Annotated in this window: 15 protein-coding genes; 13 read left to right on the forward strand and 2 right to left on the reverse strand. The window is 63.1% G+C overall.

The window, feature by feature from the left end; all coding sequences use genetic code 11:
* Positions 1 to 81 precede the first annotated feature (81 nt).
* Together EI293_RS07955 and EI293_RS07960 are read right to left on the reverse strand one after the other, a co-directional pair.
* Entirely contained in the window at positions 82 to 2562 is a 2481-nt protein-coding gene (locus tag EI293_RS07955; RefSeq protein ID WP_125436609.1) for an outer membrane beta-barrel protein, read from the reverse strand.
* Positions 2563 to 3332: 770 nt separating this feature from the next.
* The gene (locus EI293_RS07960) at positions 3333 to 4736 is read right to left on the reverse strand and encodes a urate hydroxylase PuuD (RefSeq protein WP_211339523.1); all 1404 of its coding nucleotides are present in this window, start codon (positions 4734 to 4736) and stop codon (positions 3333 to 3335) included.
* 223 nt (positions 4737 to 4959) lie between these two features.
* On the opposite strand from EI293_RS07960, the gene allB reads away from it, so the two are divergent.
* The 13 genes from allB (at position 4960) to EI293_RS08025 (ending at position 19677) form a co-directional block, all read left to right on the forward strand.
* Complete coding sequence (gene allB, locus EI293_RS07965; RefSeq protein ID WP_125436610.1) at positions 4960 to 6294, forward strand: allantoinase AllB; 1335 nt, start codon at positions 4960 to 4962, stop codon at positions 6292 to 6294.
* A gap of 5 nt (positions 6295 to 6299) precedes the next feature.
* On the forward strand, positions 6300 to 7583 hold the full coding sequence (locus EI293_RS07970; RefSeq protein ID WP_246010577.1) for an allantoate amidohydrolase: 1284 nt from the start codon (positions 6300 to 6302) through the stop codon (positions 7581 to 7583).
* A 56-nt stretch (positions 7584 to 7639) separates the two neighbouring features.
* A complete protein-coding gene (gene allE, locus EI293_RS07975; RefSeq protein WP_125436611.1) occupies positions 7640 to 8386 on the forward strand; it encodes a (S)-ureidoglycine aminohydrolase in 747 nt (248 codons plus the stop codon).
* A 146-nt stretch (positions 8387 to 8532) separates the two neighbouring features.
* Positions 8533 to 9057, forward strand: a complete 525-nt coding sequence (gene uraD / locus EI293_RS07980) for a 2-oxo-4-hydroxy-4-carboxy-5-ureidoimidazoline decarboxylase (RefSeq protein ID WP_262706506.1) — start codon at positions 8533 to 8535, stop codon at positions 9055 to 9057.
* On the forward strand, positions 9054 to 9392 hold the full coding sequence (gene uraH / locus EI293_RS07985) for a hydroxyisourate hydrolase (RefSeq protein ID WP_125436613.1): 339 nt from the start codon (positions 9054 to 9056) through the stop codon (positions 9390 to 9392). Before uraD ends, uraH begins: the two co-directional genes overlap by 4 nt.
* Positions 9389 to 9949 carry a DMP19 family protein gene (locus EI293_RS07990; protein WP_125436614.1) on the forward strand — a complete coding sequence of 187 codons (561 nt, stop codon included), beginning with the start codon at positions 9389 to 9391 and terminating at the stop codon, positions 9947 to 9949. The genes uraH and EI293_RS07990 overlap by 4 nt, the downstream gene beginning before the upstream one ends.
* Before the next feature lie 87 nt (positions 9950 to 10036).
* A complete protein-coding gene (locus tag EI293_RS07995) occupies positions 10037 to 11470 on the forward strand; it encodes a DUF6986 family protein (protein WP_125436615.1) in 1434 nt (477 codons plus the stop codon).
* Positions 11471 to 11656: 186 nt separating this feature from the next.
* On the forward strand, positions 11657 to 12904 hold the full coding sequence (locus EI293_RS08000) for an efflux RND transporter periplasmic adaptor subunit (protein ID WP_125436616.1): 1248 nt from the start codon (positions 11657 to 11659) through the stop codon (positions 12902 to 12904).
* Positions 12905 to 13044: 140 nt separating this feature from the next.
* Positions 13045 to 14493, forward strand: coding sequence for a TolC family protein (locus EI293_RS08005; protein WP_246010578.1), 1449 nt, complete (start codon positions 13045 to 13047; stop codon positions 14491 to 14493).
* Between the two features lie 382 nt (positions 14494 to 14875).
* A complete protein-coding gene (locus tag EI293_RS08010) occupies positions 14876 to 15541 on the forward strand; it encodes an ABC transporter ATP-binding protein (protein ID WP_125437137.1) in 666 nt (221 codons plus the stop codon).
* Between the two features lie 182 nt (positions 15542 to 15723).
* Positions 15724 to 17004, forward strand: coding sequence for an ABC transporter permease (locus EI293_RS08015; RefSeq protein ID WP_125436618.1), 1281 nt, complete (start codon positions 15724 to 15726; stop codon positions 17002 to 17004).
* A 27-nt stretch (positions 17005 to 17031) separates the two neighbouring features.
* A complete protein-coding gene (locus tag EI293_RS08020; RefSeq protein WP_125436619.1) occupies positions 17032 to 18231 on the forward strand; it encodes an ABC transporter permease in 1200 nt (399 codons plus the stop codon).
* A gap of 63 nt (positions 18232 to 18294) precedes the next feature.
* Positions 18295 to 19677 carry a sigma-54-dependent transcriptional regulator gene (locus EI293_RS08025; protein WP_125436620.1) on the forward strand — a complete coding sequence of 461 codons (1383 nt, stop codon included), beginning with the start codon at positions 18295 to 18297 and terminating at the stop codon, positions 19675 to 19677.
* Positions 19678 to 19828: the final 151 nt, after the last annotated feature.

A 19828-nucleotide genomic window follows, 5' to 3' on the forward strand; every position in this document is an offset into this window, starting at 1 on the left:
GCCGGCATCTTATCGGGGCATAATTCCAACCCTAAGCGGGCGGATGCCGGGGTACGGGTGGTGCAATGGCAGCCTGGAGAATTACCCGCCGAAGCCCCCGCCGCCGCCTTTGGGCGCGCCGTCGATGCGGCCGGCTTTGGCTTTCGAGGCGCCCACGTACCAGGTGAAGCCGAGCCAGCCCACCCGCGTTTCGGGTTTGGTGTAGAGCGAGGCTGTGAGGTCGGGCGAATCGACGATGGAGCGGCGCACCTGCGTGTTCAGCACATCGGACACGCGCAGGGTGAGGGCGGCGCGGTTCTGCCACATGCGCTGGCGCAGGGCCACATCAATGCCCCCGTAGGCCAGGCGGCGGCCCTGGGCCGTGAGGATGGCCGAGTTGTACTGGCCGGTTAGCTGCACATCGAGCGTAGGAGTGGGCGTGAAGTTCTGATTCAGGCGCACGTTGCCGGCCAGGGCGCGGCGGTCCACGGTGTTTTCGGCGTTGGTCTGGAACTGGGTGCGGTAGAGCGAGCCGCTGGCCTGCACACGCCACCAGGCCGTGAGGGGTTGGGCCCAGGTCAGCTCCAGGCCCACGTTGGCGGTAGTGCCGGCGTTGCGGTAGGTTTCCACCAGCACCAGCCCGGCGGCGGGGTTGCGGTTGGTAGCCACCGTATCCACGTTGCGTAGGCGCTGAATGGAGTTGTTGGTGAAGCGGCCGAACAGAGTGGTCGTAATTTCGGCCCCGCCGGGCAGGCTCAGCTGGTGGCCTACTTCCAGGTTGTGGCTGAACTCGGCCCGCAGCGCCGGGTTGCCGAGGCGGTAAAAGCGCGGGTCCTGATAGAGCGGCACGGCCAGCTGCTGCATGAAGTTGGGCCGGTTGAGGCGACGGGCGTAACTGAAGGACAGCTGCTGTGGCTGCGCCCCGCCCTTGGTGGAATCGGCCGCGCCCAGGCCCCGGCTGATGCTGGCGGTGGGAAACAGGCCCAGGTAATCGAGTTGAAATTTGCCCTGGCCGCCGTTTACGGCCCCGTTGGTGTTGGTGTACTCGGTGCGCAGGCCGGCCTGGGCGTTCCAGCCGTTCCAGCCGCGCTGGAAGTTGGCGTAGGCGGCCGGCACCGTCTCGCGGAAGTTGTAGGCCAGGGACCGGGCCGGGTCCCGTACGTATTGGTCGGGGGCGTCAGTCTGGAGGGCAAACAGGTCGGCGGTGCCGTTGCTGCGCTGCTGCTGCACCTTCAGGCCGGTTTCCAGCTTGCCCTTGTTGCCAGCCAGCGGGTGGGTGTAGTCGAGCTGGGCGAAGTAGATGCGGCCCTGCACCTCCATCAGCTGCCGCCAGCCGCTGAGGGCACCTTCGTCCAGCGTCTGGGTTACGGGCACGGTGGCGTCGATGAGTACGGCCCCGCCCACGGCCGTCAGCTCGCGGCCCTGGTGGGCGGCCCAGGTGCGGCGGTAGCTGCCCACGTTTTCCAGCACCCGCACATCCACATTCAGCTCCTGCTGGCCCAGTTGGGTAGTAGCCGGCTGCCCGGCCCGCTCGGTGCTGAGGCGCTGGAAGCTCAGGTCCTGCTCGTGCTGCCAGGTCGGCGACACGCTCAGGTTCAGGCTCTGCTCGGGTGTCAGCTCATAATCCAGGCCCAGGCGCAGGGAGTGGGAGTCGTTCCGTTCCCGGCCGGTGCCGTCCTGGCGGGTGGTCACGTCGCCGGCGGTCTGGCGGTTGTCGCTGCGGTTGCGGTAGTACTCGTCCTGGCGGTCGTAGCTTGCACTCAGGTTGCTTTTGCCTTGGTGCCGGTTCAGGCTCAGACTGGCGTTGTACTTGTCGCCGGTGCCGCCCAGCAGGCTGGCCTGGCCGTTGACGCCATTTTTGGTCTGCTTTTTCAGGATGACGTTCAGCACGGCCGTGCCCTGGGCATCGTACTTGGCCGAGGGGTTGGTAATGACTTCGATGCGCGAAATCCGGGAGGCCGGAATCTGGTCGAGGCGCAGACCCGTGCCGCCGTTACTGCCGCCCGAGGGCTTGCCATCAATGAGAATGGTCAGGTTGGCCGAGCCGCGCAGACTCACCGAGCCGTTGGCATCTACCGCTACTGAGGGCACATTGCGCAGTACATCGGTGGCCATACCGCCCACGCTGGCCAGGTCTTTTTCCACGTTGATAACGCGCTTGCCGGGCTCATTTTCCACGGTGGCCCGCTCGCCGGTCACCGTCACGCCTTTCAGCTGCGTAGCGGTAGCGGCTAGTTTCAGGGTGCCCAGGTGCAGAGTGGGCGCGGCGGCCGTGAGCTGCACCGGGCGGCGGTAGTTCTGGTAGCCCACCGCCGAGGCTTTGAGCAGGTAGGAGCCCAAACCCAGCTTATCCAGGGCAAACGAGCCGTTTTCGAGGGTTTCGGCCCCGGCCACGAAGCTGGAATCCTGGGCGCGGAGCAGCACCACGTTGGTGAAGGGAAGCGGCTGGTTGTTAGCCTGGTCGAGGAGGGTGCCGCTCACGGCGCCGGTAGGTTGCTGCTGGGCCGTGGCGGCCAAAGGCAGGAGCATAGCGAGGAACCCCAGGCCCCGCAGGGCCCGGCCGGAAAACAGGAAGGAAGTCATAGGAAGGGAGTGGTTGAGGAAAAATCGGGCAAGGAGGGGCTGAGTCCGGTGGCCGCGGTTCCGCCGGAGGTAGCATGGTTGCCAGAAATTCAAACGTGATGAGCAGGGGCACAAACCGCCGGAAAAGCGGGTGCCAGACAACCGAAAACGCTGGGCGGCAGCAAAGAAGCAACTGCTTCCGGCCGGGGCCCGACACCCGGCCCGGTTGGCGCAAGGTGGTTTTCGGGGTGGGCCGCGTCGGGCTCCGGTGAAGGAACAGCGGCGCGGCAGGTACTTTATCTAATCAACGTTTCAAAGGTAAGCAAAGGTACTATGTGACGCAAGGTACTGGTGATATTAATTTTCTGTTTCCTCGAAAACCTTGTGTTTTGCGGTACCAAAGCTGTTCTCGCGTGGTAGTCAAAAGCCACCAGTGGTCGGCCCCTGGTTCAGGCGGGCCGACAGAAGGGTAGATGGGAGCCAGCCTTCCGGCGTTGCCCGGTGGTATAAGTTTTTTGCCATATTCTTCCGACAACCTATAACCATCAGCAAAAAGGCCTCTGGTAAGTACCAGAGGCCTTTTTGCATGCGGAAGAGTACATCATACGTCCCGGTCCGACGGCTTTTTAGCCGTCGGACCGGTCGAAGTAAGCTGAAGTTGTTCCGTTGTCGTTGGGAAGTCAGCTGCCGGAAACCGGCCCGACGGCGGCATGCTGATGATGTTACGCTTTCGTGCTGACGAACTACGCGACAACCGGTCCGACGGCTTCCAGCCGCCGGACCGGGACGTTCTACTGGTTCAGTGCGCCCTGTTCAATCCAGCAGCGCAGCAGGTCCCGTTCCGCCTGGGTCATGTGGGTTTTGTTGTTCTGGGGCATTGTTTTGGTGATGACCACGCGCTGCATAATCTTATCCTGCAGGCGAATGATGTCCTCGGGCGTATCGTACACCACGCCGTTGGGGGCCGTCCTGAACACTTCATCGGTGGGCGTGGCTGAGTGGCAGCGGATGCACCGCTGCTGCACCACGGCCTGCACCTGGGCCATGCGCACGTTGGGCGTGCAGGCAGCCGTGGCCCCGGCATCGGTTTTGGGAGCGGTTACGAAGGCCACGGCCAGCAGCAGACCGGCCGCCACGGGCAGCACGAGGCCGGTAGCCTGGTGCTTTTCGCGCAGGTTAAGCCAGTGCTTCACGCCGGCCGTGCCCAGGGCAATGGCCGCCAGCACCGCCCACGGGTAGCCGTGGCTGAAGGTGCTGGGGAAGTGGTTGCTGACCATCACAAACAGCACCGGCAGCGTGAAGTAGTTGTTGTGCAACGACCGGAGCCCGGCGTGCTTGCCCAGCTCAGGGTCGAGGGGCAGGCCCTCGGTAGCAGCCTGTACCATGGCTTTCTGGGCCGGAATGATGATGAAAAATACGTTGCCCACCATCAGCGTGCCCAGCATGGCCCCGAAGTGAATATAGGCTGCCCGCGCGCTGAACACCTGACAGTAAAACCAGGCAAACCCGGTGCAGATTAGCACCGCCAGCAGGGCCATAGCCACGTTGTTGCGTACCAGCGCCGTGCGGCAGAGCCCGTGGTAGAGCACCCAGGCCACCGCAAACGAGCCCACCCCAATAGCCACGCCCGCCAGCGGACTGATGGCCAGCACCTGCGGATCAATGAGCATGCTGCCGGCGTTGAAGTAGTACACCACAAACAGCAGGCTGAAGCCGGTAAGCCAAGTGAAATAAGCCTCGTACTTAAACCAGTGCAGTGCCTTCGGAATTTCCTGGGGCGCCTGCTTATACTTTTCGAGGTAGTAGAAGCCGCCGCCGTGCACGGCCCAGAGGTTGCCGGCCAGCTCCTCGCGCACGTTATCGGTGCGGTTGAGGGCATTTTCCAGGAACACGAAGTAGAACGAGGCCCCAATCCAGGCAATGCCGAATGTGACGTGCATCAGGCGCACCACAATGTTGAGCCATTCCATCAGGTGGCCTTCCCAGGTGGTGCCCTGCACCAGCAGGTACGCCACGGCCAGCACAAACAGCACCGCCAGCACCGTGAGGGCGTAGGCAAAGCCCTGAATGGTAAAACCCTGGGTGCCCAGCTCGCCGCCCCGGTGGGTGTGCGCCATGCGGTGCAAAAAAGCACTTCCCCCCACCAGTAGCAGCACCACGGCCGCCACTAGGGCCAACAGTAAAAAATGCGTCATCGAAAGCCAAAGAAAACAAGCGCCCGGCCGGGTCGGACCAAAGAAAAAATCAGACTGCCGCTTGCCCTATCTCCCAGAAGCTGAGTTGGCTGAACCGGCCGCGAGTAGCCAAACAGCCGGTTGCCGCCGCTTTTCAGGAAAAGGCAATTGGTTCCGGTAGTTTACAGGAAAAATGGGTATTGTTTTAAATATTATCATTTTGTAAATCAATTCAGTGAAAAGTATGAATGATTTTGCGATTAGTAGTGAAGAAATTATAATGACTTCCGGCTCCCGGCCGGGGCTGGTATTGGTGCGCAACGGCCGCATTCTGGATGTAGTGCCGCCCGATACCGCCGTGAGCTGTCCGGTGCACCACCTGGGCCACCGGGCCGTTCTGCCGGGCCTTATTGATCCGCACGTCCATATAAACGAGCCCGGCCGCACCGACTGGGAAGGGTTCGACACGGCCACCCGCGCCGCCCTGGCCGGCGGCCTCACCACGCTGGTCGATATGCCCCTGAACTCGGCCCCGGTCACGACTTCGGTAGCCAGCTTGGCGCTGAAGCGGGCGGCCACGGCCGGACAGCTGCATACCAACTGCGGCTTCTGGGGCGGCGTGGTGCCCGGTAATGCGGCCGAGGTGGAGGGGCTGATTGCCGAAGGCGTACTTGGGTTCAAGGCCTTTCTGACGCATTCCGGTATCGATGACTTTCCGAACGCCACCGAGGCCGACTTGCGCCAGGTAATGCCGCTGCTGGCCCGCCACGGCCTGCCGCTGCTGGTGCACTGCGAACTAAGCCAAGACGATGACGCCTGGAAGCAGCACGATAAACGCTCCTACGCCAACTACCTGGCCTCGCGCCCCAAAGCCTGGGAAGACGAGGCCGTGGCCCTGATGATCCGGCTGTGCGAGGAAACCGGCTGCCCGGTGCACATCGTGCACTTGTCGTCGGCCGATTCTCTACCGGCCATTGCCGCCGCCAAGGCCCAGGGGCTACCGCTTACGGTGGAAACCGGCCAGCACTACCTGTTTTTCGCGGCCGAGGATATTCCTGATGGCGGCACGGCCTACAAGTGCGCCCCGCCCATCCGGGAGCGGGCCAACAACGAGCAGCTGTGGCAGGCCCTGCAAACGGGCCTCATCGACTTCGTCGCCACCGACCATTCACCCGCGCCACCCGACCTGAAGCAGCTGGCTACCGGCGACTTTACCACCGCCTGGGGCGGTATTGCCTCGCTGCAGCTGGCCTTGCCCGTGCTCTGGACGGCCGCCCGGGGCCGCGCCGTGGGACTGGCCGACGTGGCCCGCTGGCTCAGCACCAACCCGGCCCGGCTCATCGGGCAAAGTCACCGCAAGGGCTGCATTGCCCCCGGCTACGACGCTGATTTGCTGGTGCTGGACGCCGCCCAGACCTTCACCGTCACGGAAGAGCTGCTGCATCACCGCCACAAAGCCTCGCCCTACCTGGGCCGGGAGCTGCGCGGGGGGGTGGAGCAGACGTACCTGGCCGGGCAGCTGGTGTACCAGCGGCCGGAGTTCCGGCAGCTTAATCAAGGTGAACTCCTAACCCGCTGAACCGCTTGGAAACGCCCGAAACCACGTACCTGGCCCGCGCCGGGCGCATTATGCAGCGCATTGAGGCACTGGCCGCCATTAGTGAGGACCCCGAAGGCATTACCCGCCGCTTCGGTACGTCCGCTTTCGGGCGGGGGCAGCAGCTGGTACAAGGCTGGATGGCGGCGGCCGGCCTGCACACCCGCCTCGATGCCATCGGCAACGTGCGCGCCCGGCTGATGAGCCGCCGGCCGGGCGCGCGCACCTTCGTGCTGGCCTCGCACATTGATACGGTGGTAAATGCCGGGAAATTCGACGGGCCGCTGGGGGTGCTGCTGGGGCTGGATCTGCTGGAAAACCTGGCGTCCCGAGGCGCGGACCTGCCGTTTCACCTGGAGCTGATTGCCTTCAGTGACGAGGAAGGCGTGCGGTTTCATACTACCTACCTGGGCAGCAAGGTGGTCACCGGTGCCTTTGAAAGCAGCCTGCTGGCGCGGCAAGACGAGGCCGGTATCACGCTGGCCGAGGCCATTACCACGATGGGCGGTGACGCGGCCCGCATTCCGCACGAAGCTATACCGACTGCCGACTGGCTGGGCTACTTTGAGGTGCACATTGAGCAGGGGCCGGTGCTCTGGGAACGGAACCTGCCGGTGGCGTTGGTGACGGCCATTGCCGGTCAGCAGCGAGTGGAGCTGACGTGGCGCGGCATGGCCGGCCACGCCGGCACCGTGCCCATGGCCATGCGCCAGGATGCCCTGGCCGGTGCCGCCGAGTTTGTGCTGGCCGTCGAGCAGTTCGGCCGCCAGTACGCCCATGAGTTGGTAGCCACCGTGGGCAAGCTGGACGTGCGCCACGCGGCCAGCAACGTCATTCCCGGCGAAATCAGTTGCAGCCTCGATCTGCGCAGCCCCGATGCCGCCCGTCTGACCGCCGCCGCTCAACAGGTGCAAGCCCTGGCCCAGACTATTGCCGAGCGGCGGGCGCTACACCTCACCTGGAGCCCCGTGCAGACCACCGCCCCCGCCACCTGCGACGCCGGCCTGAACCAGTTGCTGGCCCGGGCCATTGCCGCAGCCGGCCACGAGGTGGTGCCTTTGGTGAGCGGGGCCGGCCACGATGCGGTGCCAGTTTCGCGGGTGGCCCCGGCTGCCATGCTGTTCGTACGCTGCTTTCAAGGCATCAGTCACAACCCCCTGGAAAACGTGGAGCTGCCCGATCTGGCCGCCGCCGTGGAAGTCTCGGCGCGTTTTCTAACCTTGCTGGTCACGCATTTCACTGAGCAGGAAACTACCAGGATACCTGAGTAGGAAAGCCGCAGGACAACCGGCGAAAAGCAGTGAAAAATCCCCTAAATCTGTGTTCCATGAATCTTAGCTCCGCTACCCGTTCCGTCGTCCGGCGCAACCACGCCATCATTGCCCCCGATGGCTACATCAACAGCAACGTACCCGGCTGGACCGGCGGCACCGTCAACGTCATCATCAACGAGCAGATGGGCGCGCGCCTGTGCCAGACGCTGGTTACGCTACGCGCCGAGGGTCGGCTGGAAGGCCACACGGAAGCTTCGCAGATATTTTTCTACGTGGTGGAAGGCGCGGTGCAGGCTACGGCCGGCGGCGAAACCCGCCCGCTCAGTCAGGGCCAGTTCGTGTACGTGCCGGTGGGGCAGGAGTACAGCTTTGAAAACCCCACCGAAGGCACCCAGCTGCTCACGTTTCACAAGGTGTACGAGCCGCTGGCCGGCCACGCGGCGCCCGGCATCGTGTGGGGCGAAAAGGACGACAGCAAGGCTCCCGTGTACATGAACGACGAGGCCCTGCGCATCCAGGAGCTGCTGCCCAACGAGCTGGGCTTCGATATGGCCGTGAATATCTTCACCTACGACCGGGGTGGCCACCTGCCCATGGTGGAAACCCACATTATGGAGCACGGCCTGCTCTACCTTGCCGGCCAAGCCATCTACGTGCTCGACCAGGAGTGGTACCACGTCCGCCAAGGCGACTCCATCTGGATGGCGCCCTACTGCCAGCAATGGGCTACTTCCGTGGGTAAAGAGCCCTCCGTGTACATCTACTACAAGAACGTCAACCGCTTCCCCACGGTGGTATGATGTCTGTGTGGTCCTGAATTAGAACGTCCCGGTCCGGCGGCTGCAAGCCGTCGGGCCGGTTGCCGCCAGCTGACGTTATTACGTCATCGTGCTGACAAACCAGACGACAACCGGCCCGACGGCTTGCAGCTGCCGGACCGGAGAGCATGACTTCAGTTTCCGCTATGACCCTACCAGAACTCAACAACCTGCCGGCCGCTGCCCGTGCCGAGGAACTGCGCCGCTGCTGCGGTTCCGCCGCGTGGGTGGCGGCCCTGAACCAGCAGTTTCCCTTCGCTGACGCCGAAATGCTCTATCAAACCGCCACTAACACTTGGAATGACCTGAGCGCGGCCGACTGGCGGGAGGCGTTTGCGCATCACCCCAAAATCGGGGATGTAGGGGCGTTGCGGGAGAAGTTCGCCAGTACCAGTACCTGGGCTGAGGGCGAGCAGGGTGCAGTGCGGCAGGCCTCGGAGGAAACGCTGCGGGCGTTGGCGGCCGGCAACGCGGCCTACGAGCAACGGTTCGGCTACATCTTCATCGTGTGCGCCACCGGCAAATCGGCAGCCGATATGCTGGCGTTGCTGCAGGCCCGGCTGCCCAACCCGCCCGAACAGGAAATTCGCGTAGCCGCCGCCGAGCAGGACAAAATCACCCGTATTCGCCTCGAAAAACTACTTGCCGCATGAGTCAGCTGACCACCCACATTCTCGATACCACCCGAGGCCGGCCCGCCGAGGGCGTCACCATTATCCTCTCGGGGCAGCAACCGGCCGGCTGGCAGGAGCTGGCCCGCGGTACCACCAACGCCGATGGCCGCTTGCCCGACCTGCTGCCGGCGGGCCACATGCTGCCCACCGGCACGTACCAGTTGCGCTTTCTGGTGCAGGAGTACTTCGATAAGCTGGAAACGCCTTCGTTCTACCCCTTCGTGGAAATCGTGTTTTCGGTGACTTCCGCCGAGCACTACCACGTACCGCTGCTGCTGAATCCGTTCGGCTATTCTACTTATCGAGGCTCATGAGTTACTGGTCTTTCATAAAAGGGTGGTTGTCCAGAACAAGCGGACTTAAATCCCCTACGCTACCCACTATTCCTGCCACTGTTCTTACTCAGGCAAACGCAGATGATTGGGAATATTTATTCGTTTTTATTGACGCGTATACCTCACAGGCCGAGCCAGATATGCTGGTTAATCAACTGTTTTCTTTTCCGGATGATGCTTGCACACTCATTCTGTACAGTGAATTACATGGTCAGGTAACAAACGGAGGCTTTATCCAACTCATTCAAAACGGCTACGGTAGACTTATTTTCGATAATCCGCTCGCACAGGATCTTGAACGTTGGGGCGCTTTGCAGCTGGCGCGTATTGTTCAGGAAGCCGGTGTCATTTACCATACGCACAAAAGCTTACTTGAGCGTAAGCGCACCCTTGCGGAGTTTTCGGCTCTCTATAAGGAATTTCAATACTTTGACCCATTGGAAACCAGATTCTACGAGGTGATGGATGAACAGACTGCCCTCATTCGCACCTATGTTGAGCAGCATAACGCACAGTTCGCACACGTAGTACAGTAATTCCCTTCCTCATCTCCTCCCACCCACAGCTACCTGTTTTGTCTTGTCTTCATCAGAAGACAAGACAAGAAGAGCGGAATCAAGCCCATGAAACTCAGCTTACCCGAAGCCGATAAAACCGCGCTGCTCAGCCAGCTCGGCGAAGCCAACCGCCAATTTCAGCAAACCTACCCCGGCGACCGGCCCGACCGGCAGCCGGTGCATACCGTGTACGGCGGGGCCAACCTGTTCAAAGCCGATACCTGCGTGCGCATGGGTGACATTGCCCTCAACAACCTGCGCACGTACGCCCCCAACTTTGTGGAGCTGGCCCGGGTACTGCGGCTGGAAGGCCACGAGCAGTTGCCCACGCTCCAGGCCGACATTGAGGCCCTGACGCAACGCCTGGAAAAACTTAGTCCCGAGAACCGCAAACGGGAGCCCGGCTGGCTGGCTTACTCCATTTATAACAAGATTGTCCGGAAGCTCCAGATGGAAGCGGTGGAAGACTTCCGCATCGACTTTGAGGATGGTTTCGGTAACCGGCCCGATGCGGAGGAGGACGCCACCGCCGTGCAGGCCGCGCAGGAGCTGGCTCAGGGCATGCGCAACGGGACTATTTCGCCCTTCATCGGCATCCGCATCAAGCCGTTTACCGAGGACCTGAAAGATCGGGGCGTACGCACGCTCGATATCTTCCTGACCACGCTGCTGACGGAAACCGGCGGTAAGCTGCCCGCCAACTTTGTGGTGATGCTGCCCAAAGTGACTATTCCGGAGCAGATGAGCACCATGGTGCGCCTGTTTGAGCTGCTGGAACAGGCCAACGGCCTGGAGCCCGGTACGCTCAAAATGGAAACGATGGTGGAAGCTACCCAAATCATCATGGATGAGGACGGCCGCAACCCGTTGCTGCGCATCATTCGGGCCAGTGAGGGCCGCTGCGTGGCGGCCCACTTCGGCACCTACGACTACACGGCTTCCTGCGGCATCACGGCCCGCTACCAAACCATGGCCCACTCCGTCTGCGACTTTGCCCATCACATGACCAAGGTGGCGCTGGGCGGCACCGGCGTTTTCCTCTCCGACGGGGCCACCAACGTCATGCCCATCGGGCCGCACCGGGGCGAGAACCTGACGTTTGAGCAGCTGCGCGAGAACCGCGAATCGGTGCATAACGCGTGGCGGCAGGGGTTTCATCATACCACCCATTCGCTCATCAACGGCCTGTACCAGGGCTGGGATCTGAACCCGGCCCAGCTGCCCATGCGCTACGCCGCTACCTACCACTTCTTCCTCAGCAGCTACGACGATGCCGTGTTCCGGCTGCGCTCTTTCGTGGAGCGGGCGGCCATTTCCACCCTCACCGGCGACATTTTCGACGATGCGGCTACTGGTCAGGGCCTGCTCAACTTCTTCCTGAAAGCGCTGAACTGCGGCGCCATTTCGGAGGAAGAAATCCAAGCCACCGGCCTTACCACCGCCGAAATCCAGACCCGTTCCTTCTTCCGCATTCTGGAGGGCCGCCGAGCGGGGAAGTAGGAGCGGAAGGCAACGTTTCGGGAGAATAACAGCCTTGCCAGTACCGAACAACCTGTCCGAATCTGGACAGGTTTTCGTTTTTATAACAAGGTTGTTATCGGTGTAAATAACTGAAAGAAAGATTATTATGAAAATGGCACGGCCGTTGGCTACGTCCGGTAGAACCCTTCCGCTACCTGTACGAAAATGGACAGAGCCATTTCCCAAACCACGCAAAACCGCCGCCAACGCCGCCGCTGGCTGCTGGGCGCGGGGCTGCTACTGCTGCTGCTGGCGGGCCTGCTGGCCTTTCGCACGGTGCTCCGGCCCGGCCTCAGCCGCAACGCCATCCTCACGGCCCGCGCCGAAACCGGCGACGTCGAAGCCTCCCTCACGGCGGCCGGCGTCATCATCCCAGCCCACGAGGCGGTGATTACCAGCCCCATCCAGAGCACTATCCGGCGGGTGGCGGTGGCGGTGGGCAGCCGCGTGCAGCCGGGCCAGACGATTCTGGAGCTGGACAGGGAGCTGACGACTACTGCGCTGGCCAAACTCCAGGACGAGCAGCAGCAGCACCGCAACAAGAACAGCCAGCTCCAGCTCAGCCTCGAAAAAGCCCTCAACGACCTTCGGTCTCAGGAGCAGGTGCAGCAGGTGAAGGTGCGCAGTCTACAATCGGCGCTGCGCGACGAGCAGTATCTGCTGAAGATTGGGGGCGGCACCGCCGAGAGCGTGCGCCAGGCCGAGCTGAACTTGCGCGTGGCCCAACTAGAGCAGCAGCGCCTCACGGAGCAGATCCGCAACCAGCGCGCCGCCAACGCGGCCGACGTGCGGGAATTGGGCTTCACCCTGCAGATCCAGGACCGTAGTATTACGGAACTGGCCGGTAAGCTGGCGCAGGCCAACATCAGCAGCCAGCAGGCCGGCGTACTGACCTGGGTGAACGAGGACCTGGGCACTACCGTGCAGGCCGGCGACCCGCTGGCCCGCGTAGCCGACTTGAGCCGCTTCCGCGTGCGCGCCACCATTTCCGACTCTTACGCCGATGCCCTGCACCTGCAGGATGCGGTGGTTGTCCGCATCAACGGCACCGATTTGCGCGGTACCATCAGTACCATCAGTCCGGCCGTGGAAAAGGGCGTGGTGACGTTCTACGCGGCCCTGCAGCAGGAACATCACCCGGCTCTGCGCGCCAACTTGCGGGCCGATGTATTTGTGGTGACAAAAGCCCACCACAACGTAGTGCGCCTCAAAAACGGCCCATTCTATCAGGGCGGTAAGGAGCAGGCGGTATTTGTGGTGAAGGATGGCAAAGCCACCCGCCGCACTGTGCAGTTCGGCGACAGCAACTTCGATTACGTGCAGATAACCGGCGGCCTGCAGCCCGGCGAGGAAGTGGTGGTATCCGACACGAAGGACTACGCCGACACGCCCGAACTCACCCTTCACGACTAACGGCCATGCCACAGCTTTTCTCCGTCCTAGCCGCCTGGGTTGTAGAGACGCAATATTTTGCGTCTCCCGTCAGAACGGCCGGTAATACTCCTGCCAGAACTACCTCACCGAAACAACATCAGCACGCGCCGAGACGCGAAGTGTCGCGTCTCTACATCGGGCTGCTGCTCTTGCTGACAACTCCTGCGCTGGCCCAGAACCAGCCGCCGGCTGTGTCGCTGGCGCAGGTGATTGAGTTGGCGCTCAGCCAGTCGGCGGTGGCGCAGCAGGCCGCCACCAGCCGCGACCAAAGCTACTGGCAGTGGCGCGGCTACCAGGCAAACTACCGGCCGCAGCTGGGACTGCAGGGTACGCTGCCCGGTTTCAGCCGCGCCGTGACGCCCGTGGTGCAGCCTGATGGTACCACTGACTTCCGGGCCGTGCGCATCAATAACTCCAACCTGGCCCTGACGCTCACCCAGAACATCGGCCGCACCGGCGGGCAGGTGTTCGTGGCCTCCGAGCTGCAGCGGTTCGATGATTTCAACGGGGGCCTGAAGCGCTACAACAACCAGCCCGTAGCCATCGGCCTCACCCAGCCGCTGGGTTCCTTCAACAACCTGAAATGGGCTCGCCGCCTGGAGCCGCTGCGCTACCAGGAAAGCCAGCGGCTGTACGTGGAGGAGCGCGAAACCATTGCCCAGCGCGTAACGGAGCTGTATTTTGATGTGCTGCAGCAGCAGGTAAACGCTGAGGTAGCCAGCCAGAACGTGCAGGCCAACGAGGAGCTGCTTCGCATCGGGCAGGAGCGGTACCAACTCGGCCGCCTCTCCCAGAGCGACGTGCTGCGGCTGGAGCTGAACCTGCTGAACGCCCGCCAGGCCGTGGCCCAGGGCCAGCTCGATGCCCAGAACGCCGCCGTGGAACTCCAGATGTACACCGGGCTGCCGGCGGAGCAGCTGCGCCTCGCGGTGCCGGAAGCTGCACCGCGGCTGGCCGTGCCGGCGGGCCGGGCCCTGGCCGAGGCGCAGCAGCACCGCAGCGTGGTGCTGGCGTTCCGTCGGCGGTTGCTGGAAGCCGAGCGGACCGTGGCCCTGGCCCGGGGCAGCACTGGCTTTCAGGCCACGCTGGCCGCCAACCTGGGCTATGTAAACCAGGCCAGCAACCTCTGGGACACCTACGCCGCCCTGCAGAACCAGCAGCAGGTCCGCCTCACGTTCGCGCTGCCGCTCGTGGATTGGGGCCGGCAGAAATCCATCATCAAAACCGCCGAGCTGACCCGCCGCCAGGTGCAAACCGATGTGGCCCAGGAAGAAGCCAGCTTTGCGCTCAGCGTGGAGGTACAGGCCGCCCAGCTCAGCACCCTGGCCGGGCAATTGGCCCTCACGGCCCGCGCCGATACGCTGGCGCAGCAGCGCTACGCCATTGCCCAGGCCACCTATAAAGTGGGCCGCATCAGCCTCACCGACCTCACCATTGCTTCCGCCGAAAAGGACCAGGCCCGCCGCACCTACATCTTGGCCCTGCGTGCCGCCTGGGTGGCCCACTACCGCCTGCGCGCCCTTACCCTCTACGACTTCGAGCGGCAGCAGCCACTGGCCGCGCAGTAGTGCCCCGGTCCGGCGGCTGCAAGCCGTCGGGCCGGTTGAAGTCAGCTGACGCCCGAACGACGACGCAACAGCGTCAGCTTGCGGCAACCGGCCCGACGGCTTCCAGCCGCCGGACCGGCACCCCCGAAACGGCTGCAACCGAACACCGTGTCCGAAATCGGACATATTTTGCGAGGGGCGGAAGAATGAAATGGCGTGTAAGTGATTGACTGAATGAATCTTGAATAATTGGCACTTGGCTTGGCTAGGGTACCGTACTCCGGCCCGCCGACTGCCCGCAACCGGACAACTTCCGCAACCTCTCCCGACTACTCCCATGGAAAACATCCTGGCTCCTGCCGAAACCCGTCCTGCCGCTCCCCGCCTCCCAGCCGGCCCGCCCGTGCTGCAGCTGCGCAACATCGAGAAAGTGTACCAGACTAAAACCATCGAAACGGTGGCTTTGCACCAGGTGAACCTGACCATCGGGAAGGGCGAGTTCGTGTCGATTATGGGGCCGAGCGGCTGCGGCAAATCTACGCTGCTCAGCATTATGGGACTGCTGGATGAGCCTACCAGCGGCGAAATTGAGCTGGATGGCCGCCCCGTGCAGAGCTACTCCGACCGGGAGCTGGCTGCGCTGCGCAACCAGAAAATCGGGTTCGTGTTCCAGAGCTACCATCTCATCAACGACCTCTCGGTGCTGGATAACGTGGAGCTGCCGCTGCTGTATCGGCCGGGCGTGGGCGGCAAAGAGCGCCGGGAGCGGGCCTACGCTGCCCTCGATAAAGTGGGCCTGAGCCCGCGCACCAGCCACTTTCCCGGCCAGCTTTCCGGCGGGCAGCGCCAGCGCGTGGCTATTGCCCGGGCCCTGGCCGGCCGCCCCGAAATCATTCTGGCCGACGAACCCACCGGCAACCTCGACTCGGTGATGGGAGAGGAGATATTGGACCTGCTGCTGCACCTCAACCGCGAAGGCACCACCATCGTGATGGTCACCCACGACGAGCAGCAGGCCCTGAAAACCCAGCGCCTCATCCGCTTCTTCGACGGCAGCCAAGTAAGCTAGGACGTCACTGTCTGACCTTCATGCTTGATCTGGCGTACGCTTGCCGAAGCATCTCTACCGCTTTGTTGCAAGGCTATTTGATTAGTCAGAGGTAGAGATGCTTCGACTGCGGCTACGCCTTCGCTCAGCATGACAGACTACATGCCCAGCATGACGGGTCCTTACTCTTTAACTGAAACTACATGCTACTTTCTTACCTCAAACTTGCCTGGAAAGTCCTGCTGCGCCGTAGGTTTTTCACGTTTATCAACCTGTTCGGCGTGAGCTTTACGCTGATGATTCTGCTGGTGGTGATGGCCCTGGTAGACCACGTTGTGGGGCCCAACATGCCGGAAAAGCGCATCGACCGGATGCTGTTCGTGAATACCATCCGGCAGGAGATGATGGACGGCCACGGCTGGATGAACCGGCCCGCCAGCGTGCATTTCGTGGATACCTACATCCGCCGGATGAAGACGCCGGAGAAAGTCGCCATGACGTCGAATGTGTACGATGCCACGGCCTTCACCAACAACGGCCTGCTCCCGCTGGACGTCCGCTACACCGATGGGAATTTCTGGCAGATCATGGACTTTGAGTTTGTGGATGGGCGGGCGTTCAGTGGGGCCGAGGTGGCCCAGGCCCAGCGCGTCTGCGTCATCAACGAAGCCACGGCCCGCAGCTACTTCGGCACCGCCGACGTGGTGGGGCGCACCATCGAGGTAGACCTGAAACGCTACCGCGTGGCCGGCGTGGTGCGCAACGTATCGGCGGTGCACATTGCCTCCTATGCCGATGTGTGGGTGCCCTACACGCTGAGCCCCTCCCTGGTGCGCGACAACAGTATCGGGGGCGAATTTCTGGTGGTGCTGCTGGCACCCACGGCGGCGGCGGCCCCGGCCATGCGCGAGGAATACCGCCAGATGATGCAGCGCGTGGAAATCCCGAATCCCAAGGAAGTGAAGGCCATCTATTCCTACGCCGACCCCATGCTGGCCACTTTCACCCGCGCCCTTCACATCACCCGGGCCGTGGGCTCCGGCAACTCCCAGACCCTGGACAACGACAACGTGGGCGCTTTCTACCTGATTTGTACCCTCATGGGGCTGCTGTTTATGCTGCTGCCGGCCCTGAACCTCGTGAACCTGAACGTGACGCGCATTCTGGAGCGCTCCGGCGAGATTGGGGTCCGCAAGGCTTTCGGGGCCACGGGCCGCAACCTGGTGGGGCAGTTTCTGGTGGAAAACGTGGTGCTGGCCGTAGTGGGCGGGCTGTTGGGCCTAGGCCTGGCCGCCGGGGCGCTGGCCCTGCTCAACGAGGCCCACGTGGTAGCCTACGCCCAGTTCAGCCTAAGCTGGCGGGTGTTTGGCTGGGGGCTGGGGCTGGCCCTGCTGTTCGGGCTGATGAGCGGCGTGTACCCCGCCTGGAAAATGTCGCGCCTCAACCCCGTAGTGGCCCTGCGCGGCAGCGGCGAGCAGAAATAGAACGTCACCTCATCACCACCTGGCCTCATGCTTCGTCATCTGTTCAAACTTATCTGGAACCGTAAGCGCAACAACCTGCTGCTGGTGTCAGAAATATTCTTCTCGTTCGTCGTGCTGTTTGCCGTGGGCACCATGCTCATCACCTTCGGCACCAACTTCCTGGCCCCCCACGGCTTCGATTACCAGCAGGTGTGGCGGCTCGAAATCAGGGCCGGCCAGAACGAAACCATGCCCCGCACCGAGCTGGACGAGGTGCTGCGCCAGGTGCAGGCTCTGCCCGGTGTCCGGCAGGTGGCCCTCGCCAGCGACAATATGCCCTTTATCTTTCGCACCAATACGTCCGCGTTCAGCTACCAGGGCCGGAAATCGGAGCAGTCGAACATATACGACACCGACGACCACTACGCCCAGGTGATGGGGCTGCAGCTGCGCGAAGGCCGCTGGTTTGCCAAGGCCGACGACGGCAGCCACCACCGGCCGGTAGTCATCAGCCAGGATTTGCGCCAAACCCTGTTCGGCAACGAGCCGGCCCTGGGCAAAATCTTCTCCTGGGCCGAGCCCGGCCCCGACATCAAGCCCGAAGACCAGTTTCAGGTGACGGGCGTGGTGGACAACGTGCGGATGGAAAACGACTTCGGGCCGGCCGTGCCCTCCATGTGGATTCGCCTGCTGCCGTTTGACTCCACCCGCTGGGAAACGGCCAACGTGGTGGTACGCGTGGCCCCTGGCTCCGGCGGCGAACTGCAGGAGAAAATAGCCCGCACCGTGGCCGGCGTCACGCGCCAGTGGACCACCATGGTGCGCGTGGTGGACGAGGACCGCCTGCACAAGCGCCGCTACACCATTGTGCCGGTGGCGGGGCTGGCCCTGGTGAGCCTGTTTCTGATTGTGAACGTGGCCCTGGGTTTGTTTGGCGTACTGTGGTACAACATCAGTCAGCGCCGGGCCGAAATAGGCCTGCGCCGGGCGATGGGCGCAACCGGCTCGGCCATCAGCCGGCAGTTTCTGGGCGAAATGCTGGTCGTCAGCACGCTGGGGGTGGTGCTGGGCTGTTTGCTGGCGGTGCAGTTTCCGCTGCTGGGCGTGTTTGACCTGCCCCCGAAGTTCTACCTGGCCGGTATTGCGGTAGCGGGCGTGGCCGTGTACCTAATCACGGCGCTGTGCGCCTTCTACCCCAGCCGGCTGGCGGCCGGCATCCATCCGGCCGTGGCGCTGCGGGAAGAATAACGCCTGAAAAAGAGCCTGCCCGCCCAGATTTGTCTGCCGATTTCCGTCCTTCGCCCCCGAGTTATGATACTGATTGCCGACGACGACCTGGCCGTGCGCACTTCGCTGGGGCTGCTGCTGAAGCAGGCCGGCTACGCGACGCGCGCCGTGGCTACGCCGGAGGCCGTGCTGGCCGCCGTGCAGGAAACGCTGCCCCGCCTGCTGCTCCTGGATATGAACTTCTCCCTCGACACCAGCGGCCACGACGGCCTGGAGCTGCTGGCCCAGCTGAAGCGCCTGTACCCCGCGCTGCCCGTTGTGCTGATAACCGGCTGGGGCAGCATCACGCTGGCCGTGGAAGGCATGAAAGCCGGCGCCGCCGAGTTCATCACCAAGCCCTGGAACAACGACGCCCTGCTGCAAACCATCCGGACCATTCTTCGCCTGCACGAGCCGGACGCCGAAACCGACCCCACTGGCCTCAGCCGCCGCCAGCTGGACCGGCAGTATGATTTCCGGGCCATTGTGGGGCAGGATGCGCGCCTGCTGCAGGTGCTGCGCAATGTGGGCCAGGTAGCCGCCACCGATGCCTCGGTGCTGATTGAGGGCGAATCGGGGACGGGCAAGGAGCTGATTGCGGAAGCTGTGCACCAGAACAGCCAGCGCCGGCGGCAGCCCTTCGTGAAGGTGAACCTGGGCGGTATTTCCGCTTCCCTGTTTGAAAGTGAGATGTTCGGGCACCGGCGCGGGGCCTTCACCGACGCCAAAACCGACCGGGTCGGCCGCTTCGAGTTGGCCAACGGCGGCACCATCTTCCTGGATGAAATCGGGGAGCTGGATTTGAGCAGCCAGGTGAAGCTGCTGCGCGTGCTCCAGGACCGCACCTACGAGGTGCTCGGCGACAGTAAGCCCCGCCGCCTGGATATCCGCGTGATTTGTGCCACTAACCGCAACCTCACCGAAATGGTGCAGCAGGGCCGCTTCCGGGAGGATCTGTTTTACCGCATCAACCTGATTACGGTGCGCCTGCCCGCCCTGCGCGAACGGCCCGAGGATATTCCGCTGCTGGTGCAGCACTTCGTGGACGGGCTGCGCGCCACTTACCACCGCCCGGCCCTGAAGGTGGGCACCCGCGCCCGCCACTGGCTGCAGGAGCAGCCGCTGCCGGGCAACATCCGGGAGCTGAAAAACCTGGTGGAGCGCGCCGTGCTGGTCTCGGGCAAGGACGAGCTCGGCCCCGATGACTTTCAGGCCCAGTTTCAGCCTACCCCGGCGCGTATTCCGGAGCCGGGCGAACTACCGGAACCCGGTACCATCACCCTCGACGAGCTGGAAGCCCGCATGATCCGCCGCACCCTGGAGCACTACGGCGGCAACATCAGCCGCGTAGCCAAAGCCCTGGGCCTGAGCCGCGGCGCCCTCTACCGCCGGCTGGAGAAATATGCTATTCCGTTCGATGCGGAGTAGGAGGGAAGCGAGCCACCGGCAACCCCAGAACGTCATGCTGAGCGGATAAACCACGTCATGCTGAGCTTGTCGAAGCATCTTTACCGCTGGCTAATTATTCGCAGCGGTTTCCTGAACGATGTAGAGACGCGACACTTCGCGTCTCCTCGTT

Source organism: Hymenobacter perfusus (assembly GCF_003944765.1).
GTDB classification, from domain to species: domain Bacteria; phylum Bacteroidota; class Bacteroidia; order Cytophagales; family Hymenobacteraceae; genus Hymenobacter; species Hymenobacter perfusus.